The sequence below is a fragment of the Ramlibacter sp. genome (genome assembly GCF_029866045.1).
GTDB lineage: Bacteria > Pseudomonadota > Gammaproteobacteria > Burkholderiales > Burkholderiaceae_C > Ramlibacter.
This window is the reverse complement of the sequence record NZ_JARXAB010000174.1, coordinates 25,683-40,099: the sequence shown is the minus strand read 5'-3', so window position 1 is coordinate 40,099 and position 14,417 is coordinate 25,683. Positions and strand designations below refer to the sequence as shown.

The 14,417-nt window shown below is 67.9% G+C and carries 17 protein-coding genes; 2 read left to right on the top strand and 15 right to left on the bottom strand.

Annotation, left to right across the window (positions count from 1 at the left end; genetic code table 11):
* From QE494_RS17405 to QE494_RS17355, 11 genes are all read right to left on the bottom strand, one after another.
* Positions 1-864: trypsin-like peptidase domain-containing protein (locus QE494_RS17405; protein ID WP_300045490.1), on the bottom strand; the 864-nt coding region annotated here is incomplete at its 3' end.
* Between the two features lie 160 nt (positions 865-1,024).
* Positions 1,025-1,711 carry a sigma-70 family RNA polymerase sigma factor gene (locus QE494_RS17400; RefSeq protein ID WP_300045488.1) on the bottom strand — a complete coding sequence of 229 codons (687 nt, stop codon included), beginning with the start codon at positions 1,709-1,711 and terminating at the stop codon, positions 1,025-1,027.
* Positions 1,708-2,253 carry a hypothetical protein gene (locus tag QE494_RS17395; RefSeq protein WP_300045487.1) on the bottom strand — a complete coding sequence of 182 codons (546 nt, stop codon included), beginning with the start codon at positions 2,251-2,253 and terminating at the stop codon, positions 1,708-1,710. Before QE494_RS17395 ends, QE494_RS17400 begins: the two co-directional genes overlap by 4 nt.
* A 19-nt stretch (positions 2,254-2,272) precedes the next feature.
* Positions 2,273-3,517 (bottom strand): beta-ketoacyl-ACP synthase II, encoded by a 1,245-nt coding sequence (gene fabF / locus QE494_RS17390; RefSeq protein ID WP_300045485.1) that lies wholly within the window; start codon positions 3,515-3,517, stop codon positions 2,273-2,275.
* Positions 3,518-3,523: 6 nt separating this feature from the next.
* The gene (acpP, locus tag QE494_RS17385) at positions 3,524-3,763 is read right to left on the bottom strand and encodes an acyl carrier protein (RefSeq protein ID WP_300045483.1); all 240 of its coding nucleotides are present in this window, start codon (positions 3,761-3,763) and stop codon (positions 3,524-3,526) included.
* A 63-nt stretch (positions 3,764-3,826) separates the two neighbouring features.
* A complete protein-coding gene (fabG, locus tag QE494_RS17380; protein WP_300045480.1) occupies positions 3,827-4,591 on the bottom strand; it encodes a 3-oxoacyl-ACP reductase FabG in 765 nt (254 codons plus the stop codon).
* Positions 4,588-5,538: an ACP S-malonyltransferase gene (gene fabD / locus QE494_RS17375; protein ID WP_300045477.1), complete on the bottom strand. Its 951-nt coding sequence runs from the start codon at positions 5,536-5,538 to the stop codon at positions 4,588-4,590. The genes fabG and fabD overlap by 4 nt, the downstream gene beginning before the upstream one ends.
* A gap of 101 nt (positions 5,539-5,639) precedes the next feature.
* A complete protein-coding gene (locus QE494_RS17370) occupies positions 5,640-6,641 on the bottom strand; it encodes a beta-ketoacyl-ACP synthase III (protein WP_300045474.1) in 1,002 nt (333 codons plus the stop codon).
* A gap of 10 nt (positions 6,642-6,651) precedes the next feature.
* Positions 6,652-7,740, bottom strand: coding sequence for a phosphate acyltransferase PlsX (plsX, locus tag QE494_RS17365; RefSeq protein ID WP_300045472.1), 1,089 nt, complete (start codon positions 7,738-7,740; stop codon positions 6,652-6,654).
* A gap of 172 nt (positions 7,741-7,912) precedes the next feature.
* Positions 7,913-8,095 carry a 50S ribosomal protein L32 gene (rpmF, locus tag QE494_RS17360; RefSeq protein ID WP_300045469.1) on the bottom strand — a complete coding sequence of 61 codons (183 nt, stop codon included), beginning with the start codon at positions 8,093-8,095 and terminating at the stop codon, positions 7,913-7,915.
* A 286-nt stretch (positions 8,096-8,381) separates the two neighbouring features.
* Entirely contained in the window at positions 8,382-8,915 is a 534-nt protein-coding gene (locus tag QE494_RS17355; protein ID WP_300045466.1) for a DUF177 domain-containing protein, read from the bottom strand.
* Positions 8,916-8,999: 84 nt separating this feature from the next.
* Here QE494_RS17355 and QE494_RS17350 point away from each other — a divergent pair, with 84 nt between their 5' ends.
* Positions 9,000-9,635, top strand: coding sequence for a Maf family nucleotide pyrophosphatase (locus tag QE494_RS17350; protein WP_300045463.1), 636 nt, complete (start codon positions 9,000-9,002; stop codon positions 9,633-9,635).
* Positions 9,632-10,453, top strand: a complete 822-nt coding sequence (locus tag QE494_RS17345) for an SAM-dependent methyltransferase (protein WP_300045460.1) — start codon at positions 9,632-9,634, stop codon at positions 10,451-10,453. Before QE494_RS17350 ends, QE494_RS17345 begins: the two co-directional genes overlap by 4 nt.
* A gap of 101 nt (positions 10,454-10,554) precedes the next feature.
* Here the strand turns inward: QE494_RS17345 and QE494_RS17340 are convergent, their stop codons facing one another.
* From QE494_RS17340 to QE494_RS17325, 4 genes are all read right to left on the bottom strand, one after another.
* Positions 10,555-11,625 carry a S49 family peptidase gene (locus tag QE494_RS17340; RefSeq protein ID WP_300045457.1) on the bottom strand — a complete coding sequence of 357 codons (1,071 nt, stop codon included), beginning with the start codon at positions 11,623-11,625 and terminating at the stop codon, positions 10,555-10,557.
* Positions 11,626-11,676: 51 nt separating this feature from the next.
* Entirely contained in the window at positions 11,677-12,045 is a 369-nt protein-coding gene (locus QE494_RS17335) for a Rieske 2Fe-2S domain-containing protein (protein ID WP_300045454.1), read from the bottom strand.
* A gap of 89 nt (positions 12,046-12,134) precedes the next feature.
* Positions 12,135-12,794, bottom strand: coding sequence for an HAD family hydrolase (locus tag QE494_RS17330; RefSeq protein WP_300045451.1), 660 nt, complete (start codon positions 12,792-12,794; stop codon positions 12,135-12,137).
* Between the two features lie 13 nt (positions 12,795-12,807).
* Positions 12,808-13,836 carry an RluA family pseudouridine synthase gene (locus QE494_RS17325; protein WP_300045499.1) on the bottom strand — a complete coding sequence of 343 codons (1,029 nt, stop codon included), beginning with the start codon at positions 13,834-13,836 and terminating at the stop codon, positions 12,808-12,810.
* Between the last annotated feature and the right edge of the window lie 581 nt (positions 13,837-14,417).

The following is a 14,417-nucleotide window of genomic DNA, read 5'->3' as shown; positions in this document are numbered from 1 at the left end:
ACCGCGCTGAACCCGTCCGTTGGCGCGCAACTGGTTGCTGACATTGGCAGCTTCATCAATGGGAATTGCGAAGGAAATGCCCATGAAGCCGCCGGAGCGTGAATAAATCTGGCTGTTGATGCCTATCACTTCACCGCGCATATTGATCAGCGGGCCGCCGGAGTTGCCGGGGTTGATGGCCACATCGGTTTGAATAAAAGGTAGGTAGTCGCCGGTATCCCGACCCTTGGCGCTGACGATGCCGGCAGTGACGGTGTTTTCGAGGCCGAAGGGCGAGCCGATGGCCATCACCCACTCACCGACCTTGAGCCGGCTCACGTCGCCGATGCGAACCAGCGGCAGGCCGCTGGCCTCGATCTTGAGCACCGCCACGTCGGTGCGCCGGTCGGGGGTGCCCACCACCCGGGCCTTGAACTCGCGCTTGTCGGCCAGGGTCACGATGACCTCCTCGGCGCCATCGACCACGTGGGCGTTGGTCATCACGTAGCCGTCGGCGCTGAGGATGAAGCCCGAGCCCACGCCGCGCGGCTGGGACTCTCCATCGCCCTGCCCCGGCTGGCCGGGCTGCCCAGGGCGTTGGCCACCACGGGGGGTGCCTGGCAAGGGCTGGCCGAAGAAGCGGCGGAAGAACTCCTGCGTCTCATCGTCGGGGGCGGCAGCCGAGGGCGCGCGAGTGCGCTCAAGGGTGCGTATATTGACCACCGCCGGCGAGACCTGTTCGGCCAGTTCGGTGAAGTCGGGCACGCCGCGCTGCGGTGCGGACTGCGCGTGGGCGGCGGGCGCGGTGGCCACCAGGCCGCCGGGAACGGACAGGGCCAGCGCCAGGGCCAAGGGGCTGAGGGTCTGCTTCAAGAACAACTGCATGGGATCTCCTGTGGGGTCGGGCGGGTCAGCCGGGTCCGGGTGCCTGGGGGCACATGACCGCGCGGACGCCGCGAATCACGCGTCGCTGCGATTCTGGCACCCCTCAGATGGGGCCGGCGGGCGGCGGTACAAGTCCCCACCACGCACCGAGGTTCGCACGCTACCAGCGCTTGCCCGTCTGATTTGCCAGCAGGGGCCGTACCCGGACGGAGATGGCCTCGCGGGCCCGGAAGATGCGCGAGCGCACCGTGCCAATGGGGCAGTGCATGCACTGGGCGATTTCTTCGTAGCTCAGACCCTCGATCTCGCGCAGGGTCACCGCCTGCCGCAAGTCCTCTGGCAGGGCGGCCATGGCCTGGTTGAGGGCGGCGGCCACCTCCTTGGCAGCCAGCGCGGTTTCGGGCGTCTCGTCGCCGGAGGGCTCGGTCTCGCCGGGCGCGCCCATGCCCCACTCGTCCTCGGGATCGTTACCGCGCAGGGCTGTCTCGGTGATGAGAAGGTCACGCCGCAGCACCAACAGGGCCTTGCGCGCGGTGTTGACCGCGATCCGATAGAGCCAGGTGTAGAACCTGGCCTCGCCGCGAAACCGCGGCAAGGCGCGGAAGGCACGCAGGAAGGTCTCCTGGGCGATGTCCTCGACCAGGTCTGAATCGCGCACCATGCGGGAGATCAGTCGCTCGATGCGCCGCTGGTAGCGAATGACCAGTTGGTCATACGCGCGCAGGTCGCCCTCGACGGTGCGCCGCACCAGCAAGGCGTCGGGGTCCGGCAGCGCATGGGGGGAGAGGGGGAGGGGGATGGGGAGGATCAGGCGGGGCGTCATGGCGCAGCCGCCGATGCGGGTCACTGCGCGGGTCGGGTGCCACTTGAATATAGGGCGCGACGCAGGGCGCGCCATCGTCCGGAATCGCCCTGCGGCGTCAGCCATAGCCACTGCTGCGGTCCGGCATGCGGGTCGAGCGGCTTCAGGCGCATTAGGAGCAGGCCCTGAAGATCGAGAGCCACTTCGGGCTCGACCTGCCAGCCGTCGCCACCGGCCGGGGCCATCCCTGCGCCTGCCGGCGGACCGGCCCGCCAGTACCAAGCTTGCCCGTCCCAAGCCAACACGCCTTCGGCCTGCGCGAGGGCGCGGGGCCTGGACAGACGCCAGGTGAAGGCGGCGTAAGCCAAGCAGACGCCCATTGCGGCCAGGGGCCGCCAGCCTGGATCGTGCCAAGCTGGCCAAGCTGGCCAAGCGGACCAGGCGTGCCAGGCTGGCCAGACCTGCCAGGCCCAAGGCACGGTCAGCGCCAGACCGAAAACAGCCAACACCAGCGGAAGGCGGGCTCCCAGGCGCAGCCCAAAGGACGAACGCCCCGCCGGCATGTGGACCGGCGGGGCGCTGCGCATGGGGAGAGAAGGCCGAAGCTCAGACGCGCCTGAACACCAGCGTGCCGTTGGTGCCGCCGAATCCGAAGTTGTTTTTCACTGCCACGTTGATCTTCATGTCGCGCGCGGTGTTGGCGCAGTAGTCCAGGTCGCACTCCGGGTCCTGGTTGAAGATGTTGATCGTGGGCGGACTCTTCTGGTGGTAGACCGCCAGGGTGGTGAACACCGACTCGATACCGCCCGCGCCGCCCAGGAGGTGACCGGTCATGGACTTGGTGGAGTTCACCACCACCTTCTTGGCGTGGTCGCCCAGGGCCAGCTTGAGGGCGTTGGATTCGTTCACGTCGCCCAACGGGGTCGAGGTTCCATGCGCGTTGACATAGTCGACGTCACTCGCGTTGGCACCTGCGTTGGCCAGGGCCAGGGCAATGGCCCGGCGCGGTCCGTCGACGTCGGGCGCGGTCATGTGGTGGGCGTCGGCGCTCATGCCAAAGCCGGCGATCTCGGCGTAGATCTTGGCGCCGCGGGCCTTGGCATGCTCGTACTCCTCGAGCACCAGAACGCCAGCGCCTTCGCCGAGCACGAAGCCGTCACGGTCCTTGTCCCAGGGCCGGGAGGCGGTCTTGGGGTCGTCGTTGCGGGTCGACAGGGCGCGCAGGGCTGCAAAGCCGCCCACGCCCAGGGGCGAAATGGTGGCTTCGGCGCCGCCAGCGACCATCACGTCGGCGTCGCCGTACTCGATCATGCGGGCGGCCAGACCAATGGCATGCAGGCCGGTGGTGCAGGCGGTGACCACGGCGATGTTCGGGCCGCGAAAGCCATACTGGATCGAAACGTGCCCGGAGATCATGTTGATGATCGACGCCGGCACGAAGAAGGGCGAGATGCGGCGCGGGCCGCGATTGACGTACTCGGTATGGGTGGCCTCGATCAGCGGCAAGCCGCCGATACCCGAGCCAATATTGCAGCCGATGCGCTCGGCCTGCTCGGGCGTGAGGGCTTCGCCGGTGGGCAGCCCGCTGTCCTTGACCGCCTGGGCCGCCGCGGCAATGCCCAGATGAATGAACCGGTCCATGTGCCGGGCTTCTTTTTCGGGGATGTAGTCCCCGATGTTGAAGCCTTTGACCTCGCCGGCGAAGCGGCAGGCCATGGCCGACGCGTCGAACTGGGTGATCGTGTCAATGCCGGACTGGCCGGCGAGAAGGTTGGCCCAGGATTCCGCCACCGAATTGCCCACGGGGCTGACGCAGCCCAGGCCGGTGACGACGACGCGACGGCGACTCATCGATGCTCAGTCCTTCTTGTGGGCCATCGCGTAGTCGATGGCGTTTTGGACGGTGGTGATCTTCTCGGCGTCCTCGTCGGGAATCTCGATGCCGAACTCGTCTTCCAGGGCCATCACCAGCTCCACCGTGTCGAGGGAGTCGGCGCCCAGATCGGCGACAAAGGCCTTTTCGCTGGTCACTTGGGACTCTTCCACGCCGAGTTGCTCGGCGATGATTTTCTTGACACGTGCTTCGATATCGCTCATGGATTCCCTCAGAGGGTTGTAATAGAACCGTAGATTTTAGCGGCTGGCGGGCCCGGCCCGTCCTCAGGCCATGAACATGCCGCCGTTGACGTGCAGCTCCTGGCCGGTCACGTAGCCCGCTTCGGGCGAGGCCAGGTAGGCCACGGCGTGGGCAATGTCCTCCGGCCGCCCCAGGGCGCCCAGAGGAATCTGGCCGAGCAATGCCTTGTGCTGCGCCTCGGGCAAACCGGCGGTCATGTCGGTGGCAATGAAGCCCGGCGCGACGCAGTTGACCGTGATGCTGCGGCTGCCCAACTCGCGAGCCAGAGCGCGGGTCATGCCAGCCACGCCGGCCTTGGCCGCTGCGTAATTGGCCTGGCCGGGGTTGCCAGAGGCACCCACAACCGAGGTGATGCTGATGATTCGGCCGTAGCGCTGCTTCATCATGGGGCGCATGACCGCCCGGCTCATGCGGAAGACGGCCTTGAGGTTGGTGTCCAGCACCGCGTCCCAGTCTTCGTCCTTCAGGCGCATGGCCAGCATGTCGCGGGTGATGCCGGCGTTGTTGACCAGCACCTGCAGGCCCCCGTGCTCCTTGATGACGGCTTCGACCAGGGCCTCGGCCTCGGCGGCGTCATTGACATCGAGCTTGGCGCCGCGGCAACCGGCCGGGGCGCCCGGGACGGCCGCCAGCGCGGCGCTGATACGGGCCGCGCCGTCCTCGGTGGTGGCGGTGCCGATGACCTTCAGACCCCGGCGGGCAAGTTCTTCGGCGATGGACGCACCGATGCCGCGGGAGGCGCCGGTCACCAGGGCGACCTGGCCGGCAAATGCGGGGGATGAGCTCATGGCAGCAGGCCTTTCGCGTCAGCGAGCGTGGCGGGGTCGTAGAGGGCGGCGCCGGTGAGGCCGGCGTCGATGCGCTTGCACAGGCCGGCCAGTACCTTGCCGGGGCCGCACTCGACCAGGGAGTCGATGCCGCGGGCCTGGATGGCGCGCACGCACTCCACCCAGCGCACCGGGCCGAAGGCCTGGCGGTAGAGGGCGTCGCGGATCCGGTCGGGGTCGGACTCGACCGCCACATCGATGTTGTTCACCACAGGAATCCGGGGCGCCAGGATGGCGGTTGCGGCCAGCTTTTCGCGCAGGCGGTCTGCGGCCGGTTTCATAAGGCTCGAATGGAAGGGAGCGGACACCGGCAGCGGCAGCGCGCGCTTGGCGCCCATGGCCGTGAGCATTTCGCAGGCCTTGTCGACAGCCGCCTTGCTGCCGGCGATCACCGTCTGGGCGGTGTCGTTGAAGTTCACTGCCTCGACCACTTCGGCGCTGCCCGCACCGAAGCTCTCGCTGGCCTGGCGGCAGCCCTCGACCACCTGGGCCGAGTCCAGGCCGAGGATGGCAGCCATGGCGCCCACGCCCACAGGCACCGCCTCTTGCATGGCCTGGGCGCGAAAGCGCACCAGCGGTGCGGCCTGGGCCAGGGTGAGCGAGCCGGCCGCGACCAGCGCGCTGTACTCGCCCAGGGAGTGGCCTGCCACCACCGCAGGTTCGGCGCCGCCCTCGGCGCGCCAGGCGCGCAGCGCAGCGATGCCGGCCACCAGCATGACCGGCTGGGTGTTGGTGGTCAGGGCCAGGGCCTCCTTGGGGCCTTCGTGAATGAGGTGACCGATGTCCTCGCCCAGCGCCTCGGAGGCCTCGGCCAGGGTCGCGCGTACCGCCGGGTGGTCGCCCCAGGCATCCAGCATGCCCACGGCCTGGGAGCCCTGGCCGGGAAAGACAAAAGCAAATGGTTTCACGGGTGTCTGGCCTTGATGGTTCGTGATGACGGAAGGCGGCGGCAGAGAGGTGAGGGCAAGGTGGCGCAGGGGTGGCGGAGAGATCGCAGTGTGATGGCCGCTCAAAAATCGAGCAGCACCGCACCCCAGGTGAAGCCGCCGCCCACGCCCTCGAGCATGAGGGTCTCGCCCTTTTTGATCTTGCCGCTGCGGACCGCTGCGTCAAGCGCCAGGGGGATGGAGGCGGCCGAGGTATTGCCGTGCTGATCCACCGTGACCACCAGCTTGGACAGCGGGAGCTTGAGCCGCTTGGCGGTGCCTTCCATGATGCGGATGTTGGCCTGGTGGGGAATGAGCCAGTCAACGTCGGCCTCGGTACGGCCGGCACGCTCCAGCGTGGCGCGGGCGGCTTTTTCCAGCACGCCCACCGCCAGTTTGAACACGGCCTGGCCGTCCATGCGCAGCAGCGGACTGCCCAGGACCTGACCGCCACTCACCGTGCCTGGCACGCAAAGAATGTCGACATGGCGGCCGTCGGCGTGCAGGTCGGTGGCCAGGATGCCGGGCGTGTCAGACGCCTCGAGCACCACCGCGCCAGCGCCGTCGCCAAACAGAACGCAGGTGGTGCGGTCATTGAAATCGATGATGCGCGAAAAGACCTCTGCGCCCACGACCAGCGCCTTGCGCGCCGCGCCGGTCTTGATCATGGCGTCGGCCACGGTGAGCGCGTAGACAAAGCCGCTGCACACGGCCTGCACATCGAAGGCCGGGCAACCCGCCAGCGCGCCCTCGGCGCCCATGAGCTCGCCGAGCTTTCGCTGCAGGATCGCCGCTGAAGACGGAAAGACCATGTCCGGCGTGGACGTGGCCACGATGATGAGGTCGATCTCCGAGGGCTGGCAGTTGGCGGCCGCCAGCGCATGCTTGGCGGCCTCGGCGCCCAGGTCGCTGGTGTTCACGCCGGCGTCGACGAAATGACGGGCCCGGATGCCGGTGCGCTCGACGATCCAATCGTCAGAGCTCTCAATACCGCGCTGGGCCAGATCAGCCACCAGGTCAGCGTTGGTCACGCGGCGGGGGGGCAGGTAGCTGCCGGTGCCGGTGATGCGGGAATAGGTCGTCATGTGTTTCCGGTCAGGCGGCCTCGGCGGGTGCAGCCGCAGGCGTTGAAGCGGGTTGCGACGCAAGGGCACCAGCGGCCACGTCAGCGGCACCCGCTGCCAGCAGCGGGGCGGCGTGGGCGATGCGCGCCCTCACCCGCTCCAGCAGGTTGTTGCGGGCCGCATCATACGCGCGCTCAAGCGCATGCCTGAATGCGAAGTCGTCGGCCGAGCCATGGCTCTTGAACACTAGGCCCCGCAGGCCCATGAGCGCGGCACCGTTGTAGCGCCGATGGTCGACGCGGTGGCGGAAAGCCGCCAGGACCGGCAGGGCGATGAGGGCGGCCAGCTTGGTGAACAGGTTGCGGGAAAACTCTTCCTTCAGGAAGCCGCCGATCATCGCCGCCAGGCCTTCGCTGGTCTTGAGCGCCACGTTGCCAACAAAGCCGTCGCAGACCACGATGTCGGTCGTGCCCTTGAAGATGTCGTTGCCCTCGACGTTGCCGCGGAAGTTGAGGTCGCCATTGGCCGCCGCGGCGCGCAGCAACTCGCCGGCGCGCTTGATGACCTCGCTGCCCTTGATCTCCTCCTCGCCAATGTTGAGCAAGCCCACGGTGGGCGACTCAACATGGCTGAGGGCCGACACCAGGGCCGAGCCCAGGACGGCAAACTGCAGCAGATGCTGCTCGGTGCAGTCGACATTAGCGCCCAGATCCAGCACCGTGGTGGCGGTGCCGCGGGCATTGGGCATAGGGTAGGCGATGGCCGGGCGCTCGATGCCCTCTTCGGTCTTGAGCAGGTAGCGCGCCAGCGCCATCAGGGCGCCGGTGTTGCCGGCCGAGACGGCAGCCTGGGCCTTGCCGTCCTTGACCTGCGCGATGGCCACCCGCATGGAGGAATCTTTCTTGCGGCGCAGGGCGGTCTCCACCGGGTCGTCCATGGCGACCACCTCGCTGGCGGGGACCAGTTGGGCGCGCGGGTGCCGGAAGGACTGCAAGTCCTCGGGGCGGCCCACCAACAGCAGATGCGCGTCGGGATGGGACTCGAGGAATTGCCTGCAAGCGGGGAGCGTAATGCGGGGACCGTGGTCACCCCCCATGCAGTCGACGGCCAAAGTGGTCATGGACACAACTGTAGTGCCTCCAGGCAACAGGCCCAGCGGGCGGGCCCGGCAAAGACAAAGGCCCGGACCGCACAAGCGGCGTCGGGCCTTTGGGAGGAAGCAATCACGAGGGGAGGGGCGTCAACCCGCAGGGCAACAAGGGCCAAGTCGGGAGAGGCGCCAGCGCCGGTGATCAGGCGTCGTTCTTGGTTTTGAGGACCTTGCGGCCCCGGTAGAAACCGTTGGGGCTGATGTGGTGCCGCAGGTGGGTTTCACCGGTGGTGGGCTCGACCGCGATGCCCGGCACATTGAGGGCATTGTGCGAGCGGTGCATGCCCCGCTTGGAAGGCGACTTCTTGTTCTGTTGAACGGCCATGACGGACTCCTGTTTGCTGCGCCCGGCTTGGGAACGAGGTCCGAGCCGGCAGTGCTAAAAAATTGAGTGGGGTTGCAAGCCGGGCCGGGTGCAGTCTGTCGCCAGACCGCTCACCACAACGTGGGTGCTTGCGCAAAACCATGGATTATAGCCCAGGCCTGCACAGGCTCCAGCGACATAGAGGCCCCTTGGGACGGGGGAGGCCCTGACGAGGCGCCCCAGGTGGCCCGGAGGAAACACGCCGCCCTACCGCCAAAGGCGGCAGCCCGGACACAGGGCAATGTGACTACTTCTTGAGCCGTCCGAGAACGGCAAAGGGATTGGGCTTGCTACTTTCCGCCTCGTCAAGGAGGTCGTCGACCGGGGCCGGCAGCGGCTCAGGGCAATGCGCGTGACGCGGCACCAAGGGCAGGTCCATCAGCATCTCGTCCTCGACCAGGCCCAGCAGGTCAAAGCTGCGCGAAAGCGCCAGCAGGTCCTCCTCGGATGCATCGTCCTCGGCTTCCGCCATGCGCTCGTCGGCCACGAAGCGGAAGCTGCGGTCGACGGTCACTTCCACATCCACCGGCGACAGGCAGCGCTGGCAGGCCAGGGACAGGCAAGCGCCGGCGCGCAGGTGCAGCCACAGATGCGGGTGCACATGCAGGGGGTTGCGGATCTCGCCCTGAGCCTCCCAACTCATCAGCCGCTCGCCGCCCCGCCCCTCGGTTTCGGCCATGAGGCGCTCAAAGCCGGATAGCGGCGCCTGACCGGAAAGCTGGGCACCGTCCTCGGCGAAGGCCTTGACGTCGAGGCGCTGAGCGCTGAACTCCTTGGACATGCCGGGCAGTGTAAGAGAATCAAAGCCCCGACCCGCACCGCCCGACTGATTCCGCGCTTCGCGAGAGCCGGGGCCCAGACGCCCATGCCCACGACCGACCACACCGCTGCCCGCTCCTCCCCCGCCGCTCCTCGCGCCAACCGCACCGTAGTGCTCGGCTCCACCTCCCGCTATCGACGCGAGCTGATGAACCGGTTGCGTCTACCCTTCGAGGTCGACGCGCCCGAGGTGGACGAGACGCCGCTGGACGGCGAATCCCCCGAGGCCTTGGCGCGCCGATTGGCACTGGCCAAGGCCCATGCCGTAGCCCTGCGCCACCCCGAAGCGCTGGTGATTGGCTCGGACCAGGTGGCCGACCTCGACGGACTGCCGCTGGGCAAGCCCGGCACGCACGAGCGCGCGGTGCAACAGCTGCGGCTGATGCGCGGGCGTACCGTCATCTTCCAAACCGCAGTGGCGGTGGTCTGCCATGCCACCGGCTTCGAGCAATTGGACCTGGCGCCGGTGCGGGTGCGGTTTCGCGACCTGTCGGACGCCGAGATCGAGACCTACCTGCGCGAGGAGGAGCCCTACGACTGCGCGGGCAGCGCGAAGAGCGAGGGCCTGGGCATCGCGCTGCTCGAAGCGATCGACAACGACGACCCCAGTGCCCTGGTGGGTCTGCCCCTGATTCGCACCTGCCGCATGCTGCGCGAAGCTGGCTTGCAGTTGCTGGCATGACACAGTCGCCCGCGACCACCCTGCCAAACGCAGGCCCGGCACCGTCCGATGGGCCTGGCCGCCGCCCCGGCCGACTGCTCCTGGTCCCCGTGCCCCTGGACTTTGGTTGCGACGAGCAGGTGCCTATTGCGCAGGTGCTGCCCGGCGCCACGCTGGAGGCCGCGGCCAGCCTGCAGCACTGGATTTGCGAGAACGCCAAGAGCCTGCGCGCCGTCCTGAAGCGGGTCGATGCCATCCACCCCCTGGCAGCACCGATACAGCAGCAAGTGATCACCGAGCTGCCGCGCGAGGTGCACAAGAAGGGTGATGCCGGCACCGGCTTTGACGCCCGCCCTCTGCTGCAAGCGGCCTTGGCGGGCCACGACATCGGCTTGGCCAGCGAGGCGGGCATGCCGGCGGTGGCCGACCCAGGCGCTTCGGTCGCACGCGCCGCCCATGCGATGGGGCTGGAGGTCATCCCGCTGGTGGGGCCGTCGTCGCTGCTGTTGGCGCTGGCCGCCAGCGGGCTGGGCGGCCAGAACTTCGCCTTTGTCGGCTACCTGCCGCAGGATGGAGCGGCGCGGACGCAGCGCATTCGCGCCCTGGAGTCTCTGGCGTTGCGGGAAGGCCAGGCCCAGTTGTTCATCGAGACGCCCTACCGGAACATGGCGCTCTTTCAGGCGCTGCTGCAGGCCCTGCAGCCCGAGACCCGGTTGTCGGTGAGCAGCGGGCTGACCCTGGCAAGCGGTCGCACCCGCAGCATGCCGGTACGAGCGTGGAGGCAGCGCGCGGCCGAGGGGGTTGGCGACGCGCCGGCGGTGTTTGCGATCGGGCGCTGAGCCCTGCGCCCTGCCCAGCGCCGCTGCGAGCCCGAGGCCTTGACTATCGGAGCTGCAGACCCGAGGCCTTGTCTATCGGAGCTACAGGCCCGAGGCCTGATCTATCGGAGCTGCAGGCCCGAGGCCTGCAGGGCCTTCACCGCGCCGGCGCCCACCGCCGCGCCAAGGCGCTTGGCCAAGCGCTCGGCGACGTTCTCGCGCTGGGTGTAGTCGATGATGTCCTCGGCCTTGACCACCTCACGGGCCACGTAGTCGAGGTTGCCCAGTTGGTCGGCCAGGCCCATCTCAACCGCCTGCTGACCGGTCCAGAACAGGCCGCTGAAGGTTTGCGGGGTTTCCTTGAGCCGGTCGCCGCGTCCGGCGCGCACCACCTCGATGAACTGCTTGTGCACCTGGTCAAGCATTTGCTGGGCAAAAGCCTTCTGCTGGGGCGTCTGCGGGCTGAAGGGGTCGAGGAAGCCCTTGTTTTCCCCGGCGGTCATGAGGCGGCGCTCGACGCCGACCTTGTCCATGAGGCCGGTGAAGCCAAAGCCGTCCATCAGCACACCGATGCTGCCCACGATGCTGGCCTTGTCGACAAAGATGCGGTCGGCGGCAGCGGCAATGTAGTAGGCGGCAGAAGCGCAGGACTCCTCCACCACCACATAGACCGGCTTGCCGTGCAGGGCCTTGAGGCGGCGAATTTCGTCATTGATGATGCCCGCCTGCACCGGGCTGCCGCCCGGGGAGTCAATCAGCAGCACCACGGCACGGGCGCCGCCGTCCGCAAAGGCGGCTCGCATGGCGCTCACTACCGCTTCAGACGACGCATTGGTTTCGGCCGCAATCTCGCCCTTGATACTGACCACCGCCGTGTGCGGGGCCGAAACCTCGGCCATGCCCGCCTCGCCGTGGTGAAAGACGGCCCAGGCCAGGACCACCAGAAACAGAAGCCAGGCAGAGCGCAAGAACAGGTTGGCGCGGCGCGTCCAGCGCTGCTCACGCAATTGGGCGAAGACCAAGCGCTCCAGCGTCTCGCGCTCCCAACCCGGGCTGGCTGACGAAGACGCGGTTGAGGCAGCCTGTGCTGGCGCGGCCCTGGCAGGGGACGGTTCGTTGATCGGCGGGGCGGAGCCAGCGTCGGTTCGGGACGTCGGCTCCGGCGGTGGGCTGGAAGGCGGGAGTTCGTTCATGGAGGAAAGCTGCGCAGGTGATAGAGGGGGCCTGGTGCCCTCGGAGAGGGCTCAGAAAGCGACCGGCTGCAGATTCCATTCAGTATGCCAGTGGACCACGCCATCTGTCTCAGACAGGGCAATCTTGACCAGGCCGCCGTTGCAAGGGCCACCGGCACAGTCACCGGTCTCCGGGGAATAGGCGGCACCATGGGTGGCGCACAGCAGCCACTGGCCGGTGTCGTCGAAAAAACGGTTGGGCTGGTAGTCCATCTCCATCGCCACATGGCTGCAGCGGTTGAGATAGGCATGGGGCCGGCCCTCGAAGCGGATGGCGAAGGCGCGGCAGGTCTGACCGCCGTGCACCACATCAAAGGGGACGGCTTCACCGCCTTCGAGCAGGTCGGCGCTGTTGCACAGGGGAATGACGGACAGATCCATGGCGTCGTTCAATGCGGGGCAAACGTTTAAGGAAGCGGGAAAAGGGGGTAGCGGTTGGGCCGGTGAGTAGCGATGCGTCGGCCAGCGGGTCAGGCGTTCTCGAGCAGCCAGTCGTGCAGTTCGCGTACCGAGTGCGCCACCGCCAGAGGGCCCAGGGGTGCAAAGCCCTCGGGCTCGTGCGCACCGTAGCTCACCGCGACGCTGGGGCAGCCCGCGTTGGCAGCCATCTGCAGGTCGTGGGTGGTGTCGCCGATCATCAAGGTGCGCTCGGGCTCGGTGCCGAACTCGCGCATCAGCTCATGCAGCATGCGCGGGTCGGGCTTGCCGGCAGTCTCGTCGGCGGTGCGGCTGCCGTCGAACAGGCCCTGCATCTGCGGGCGAACCAGCAGCTCGTCGAGGCCGCGCCGCGATTTGCCAGTGGCCACCGCCAGCCAGTGATGGCGCCCGCGCAGGTCGGCCAGCAGGGGTAGCACCCCGTCGAACAGGCTCAGGTCTTCGGCATGGCGGTTGTAGTAGTGGCGGTAGCGGGCGCCGAGCGCGGGGTACTTCTCGGGCGGCACGTCGGGCGCGGCGTGGGCCAGGGCCTGGCCCAGTGCCATGCCGATCACCCAGGCGGCGTCGCGGTCGCTGGGCCGGGCGCCGCCGACGTCGACCACCGCGGCCTGGATGCAACGCACGATGATGGCGGTGGAGTCGAACAGGGTGCCATCCCAGTCGAAGGCAATGAGATCAAAACGGCGCGGTCGCATCTGCGGGGTGGGTTCAGGTCGCGGTGGTAGTGGGAGTGGCGGCGGGAGGCAGCAGCGCCTGCAGTTCCGGCGGCAGCGGCGCGGTCAGCGCCATGCGCTCGCCCGTGGCCGGGTGGTCGAACTGTAACTGCCAGGCGTGAAGGAACATCCGGCGCAGGCCGATGCGGTGCATGGCCTTGTTGGCGTCGAACTCGCCGTATTTGTCGTCGCCGGCAATCGGATGCCCCTGGGCGGCCAGGTGCACCCGGATCTGGTGAGTACGGCCGGTTTTGATGGTCACTTCGAGCAGGCTGGCCTCCTGCGGCGCGGCGGGCTCGCCTGGCATCGGGGGCAGCGACAGCCGACGGGCCACCTTGACCAGGGTGATGGCGCGCATGCCATCGGGGTCGTCCTTGGCGACCACCTTCACCCGGCGCTCGCCGTCGGCCTGCAGGTATTTGTGCAGCGGCAGGTCAATCACCTTGCGGCTCGCCGGCCAGGCGCCCAAGGCCAGGGCCAGGTAGGTCTTGCCGGTCTCGCGCTCGCGGAACTGGTCTTGCAGCCGGGTCAGGGCGGAGCGGCGCTTGGCCACCAGCAAGATGCCGGAGGTCTCGCGGTCAAGCCGGTGCACCAACTCCAGAAACTTCGCGCCTGGCCGGGCCTGGCGAAGCTGCTCGATGACGCCAAAGCTCACCCCGCTGCCCCCGTGCACCGCCACACCGGCGGGCTTGTCGAGGGCCAGGACGTACTCGTCTTCGAACAGCAGGGGGAAGTCCCGGGCAGGGGCCGGCGACTCCTTTTTCAGTACTGCCGCCTCCGACAGCCGGATGGGGGGCACCCGGATCTGGTCGCCCGCAGCCACCCGGGTATCGGCCGCCGCGCGCCCCTTGTTCACCCGTACCTCGCCGGAACGGATGATGCGGTAGACATGGGTCTTGGGCACACCCTTCAGGTGACGCAGGAGGAAGTTGTCCAGGCGCTGGCCGGCGGATTCCTCGTCCACCGGCAAGATGCAAACGTTCTGGGTCGGACCCGCAAAAGTGCGCGCTGCGGCCCCTATAATGCGATTCACTAGCGCCTAGCTGTAAGTGGTTGATTCTCTTGGAGTTTAGTCGACGCCTTCGTCGAAGTACCACCAAGCGAACAATGAACAGGTCAATGAAAGAGACCTCCAATCTGATCACGAGCGCGCGCTGGTAGGCCGATGCCGCCGCCCTGCCCGGGAACTGCCGGCCTTCCGCCCGATCCGAATGCGACCCTTCACGCGTCGCCACCGGAACGCGCAGAAGGCCCAGCGGAACATGGTGGACGTGGCTGGACTTCGAAGCACTGAAACGGAATAAAAGCCAGGCAGACCCGTGCTGCCTGGCGGATTGAAGCGAGAACACCTGTGTTGTTGCCGGTACTGTGGGAATTCGTCGCGCGACTGCTGTGGCAGCCGTCCGTCGCCCTGCCCGCGCCCGCAACCCGCGCCACCCGCGCGGCTTTACCGGCGACCCTCCAGGTCGCCGACATTCAGGGGCGCCAGCACCACGGCCGCCAACCCTCTCTCGCACCCATCCACGCGCCTTGGATCTGCCCGCCGAGATAAATTCTCGCGGCGCGCACATCCACTCCGGCAATTCCTTCCCGCTTCGAAGCCTC

Coding starts and splice junctions, on each gene's coding strand:
- QE494_RS17395 (WP_300045487.1), bottom strand. CDS start 2,253: ATGCGCAGCGCCCCGCCGGTCCACATGCCGGCGGGGCGTTCGTCCTTT.
- fabF (WP_300045485.1), bottom strand. CDS start 3,517: ATGAGTCGCCGTCGCGTCGTCGTCACCGGCCTGGGCTGCGTCAGCCCC.
- acpP (WP_300045483.1), bottom strand. CDS start 3,763: ATGAGCGATATCGAAGCACGTGTCAAGAAAATCATCGCCGAGCAACTC.
- fabG (WP_300045480.1), bottom strand. CDS start 4,591: ATGAGCTCATCCCCCGCATTTGCCGGCCAGGTCGCCCTGGTGACCGGC.
- QE494_RS17370 (WP_300045474.1), bottom strand. CDS start 6,641: ATGACGACCTATTCCCGCATCACCGGCACCGGCAGCTACCTGCCCCCC.
- plsX (WP_300045472.1), bottom strand. CDS start 7,740: ATGACCACTTTGGCCGTCGACTGCATGGGGGGTGACCACGGTCCCCGC.
- rpmF (WP_300045469.1), bottom strand. CDS start 8,095: ATGGCCGTTCAACAGAACAAGAAGTCGCCTTCCAAGCGGGGCATGCAC.
- QE494_RS17355 (WP_300045466.1), bottom strand. CDS start 8,915: ATGTCCAAGGAGTTCAGCGCTCAGCGCCTCGACGTCAAGGCCTTCGCC.
- QE494_RS17350 (WP_300045463.1), top strand. CDS start 9,000: ATGCCCACGACCGACCACACCGCTGCCCGCTCCTCCCCCGCCGCTCCT.
- QE494_RS17345 (WP_300045460.1), top strand. CDS start 9,632: ATGACACAGTCGCCCGCGACCACCCTGCCAAACGCAGGCCCGGCACCG.
- QE494_RS17340 (WP_300045457.1), bottom strand. CDS start 11,625: ATGAACGAACTCCCGCCTTCCAGCCCACCGCCGGAGCCGACGTCCCGA.
- QE494_RS17335 (WP_300045454.1), bottom strand. CDS start 12,045: ATGGATCTGTCCGTCATTCCCCTGTGCAACAGCGCCGACCTGCTCGAA.
- QE494_RS17330 (WP_300045451.1), bottom strand. CDS start 12,794: ATGCGACCGCGCCGTTTTGATCTCATTGCCTTCGACTGGGATGGCACC.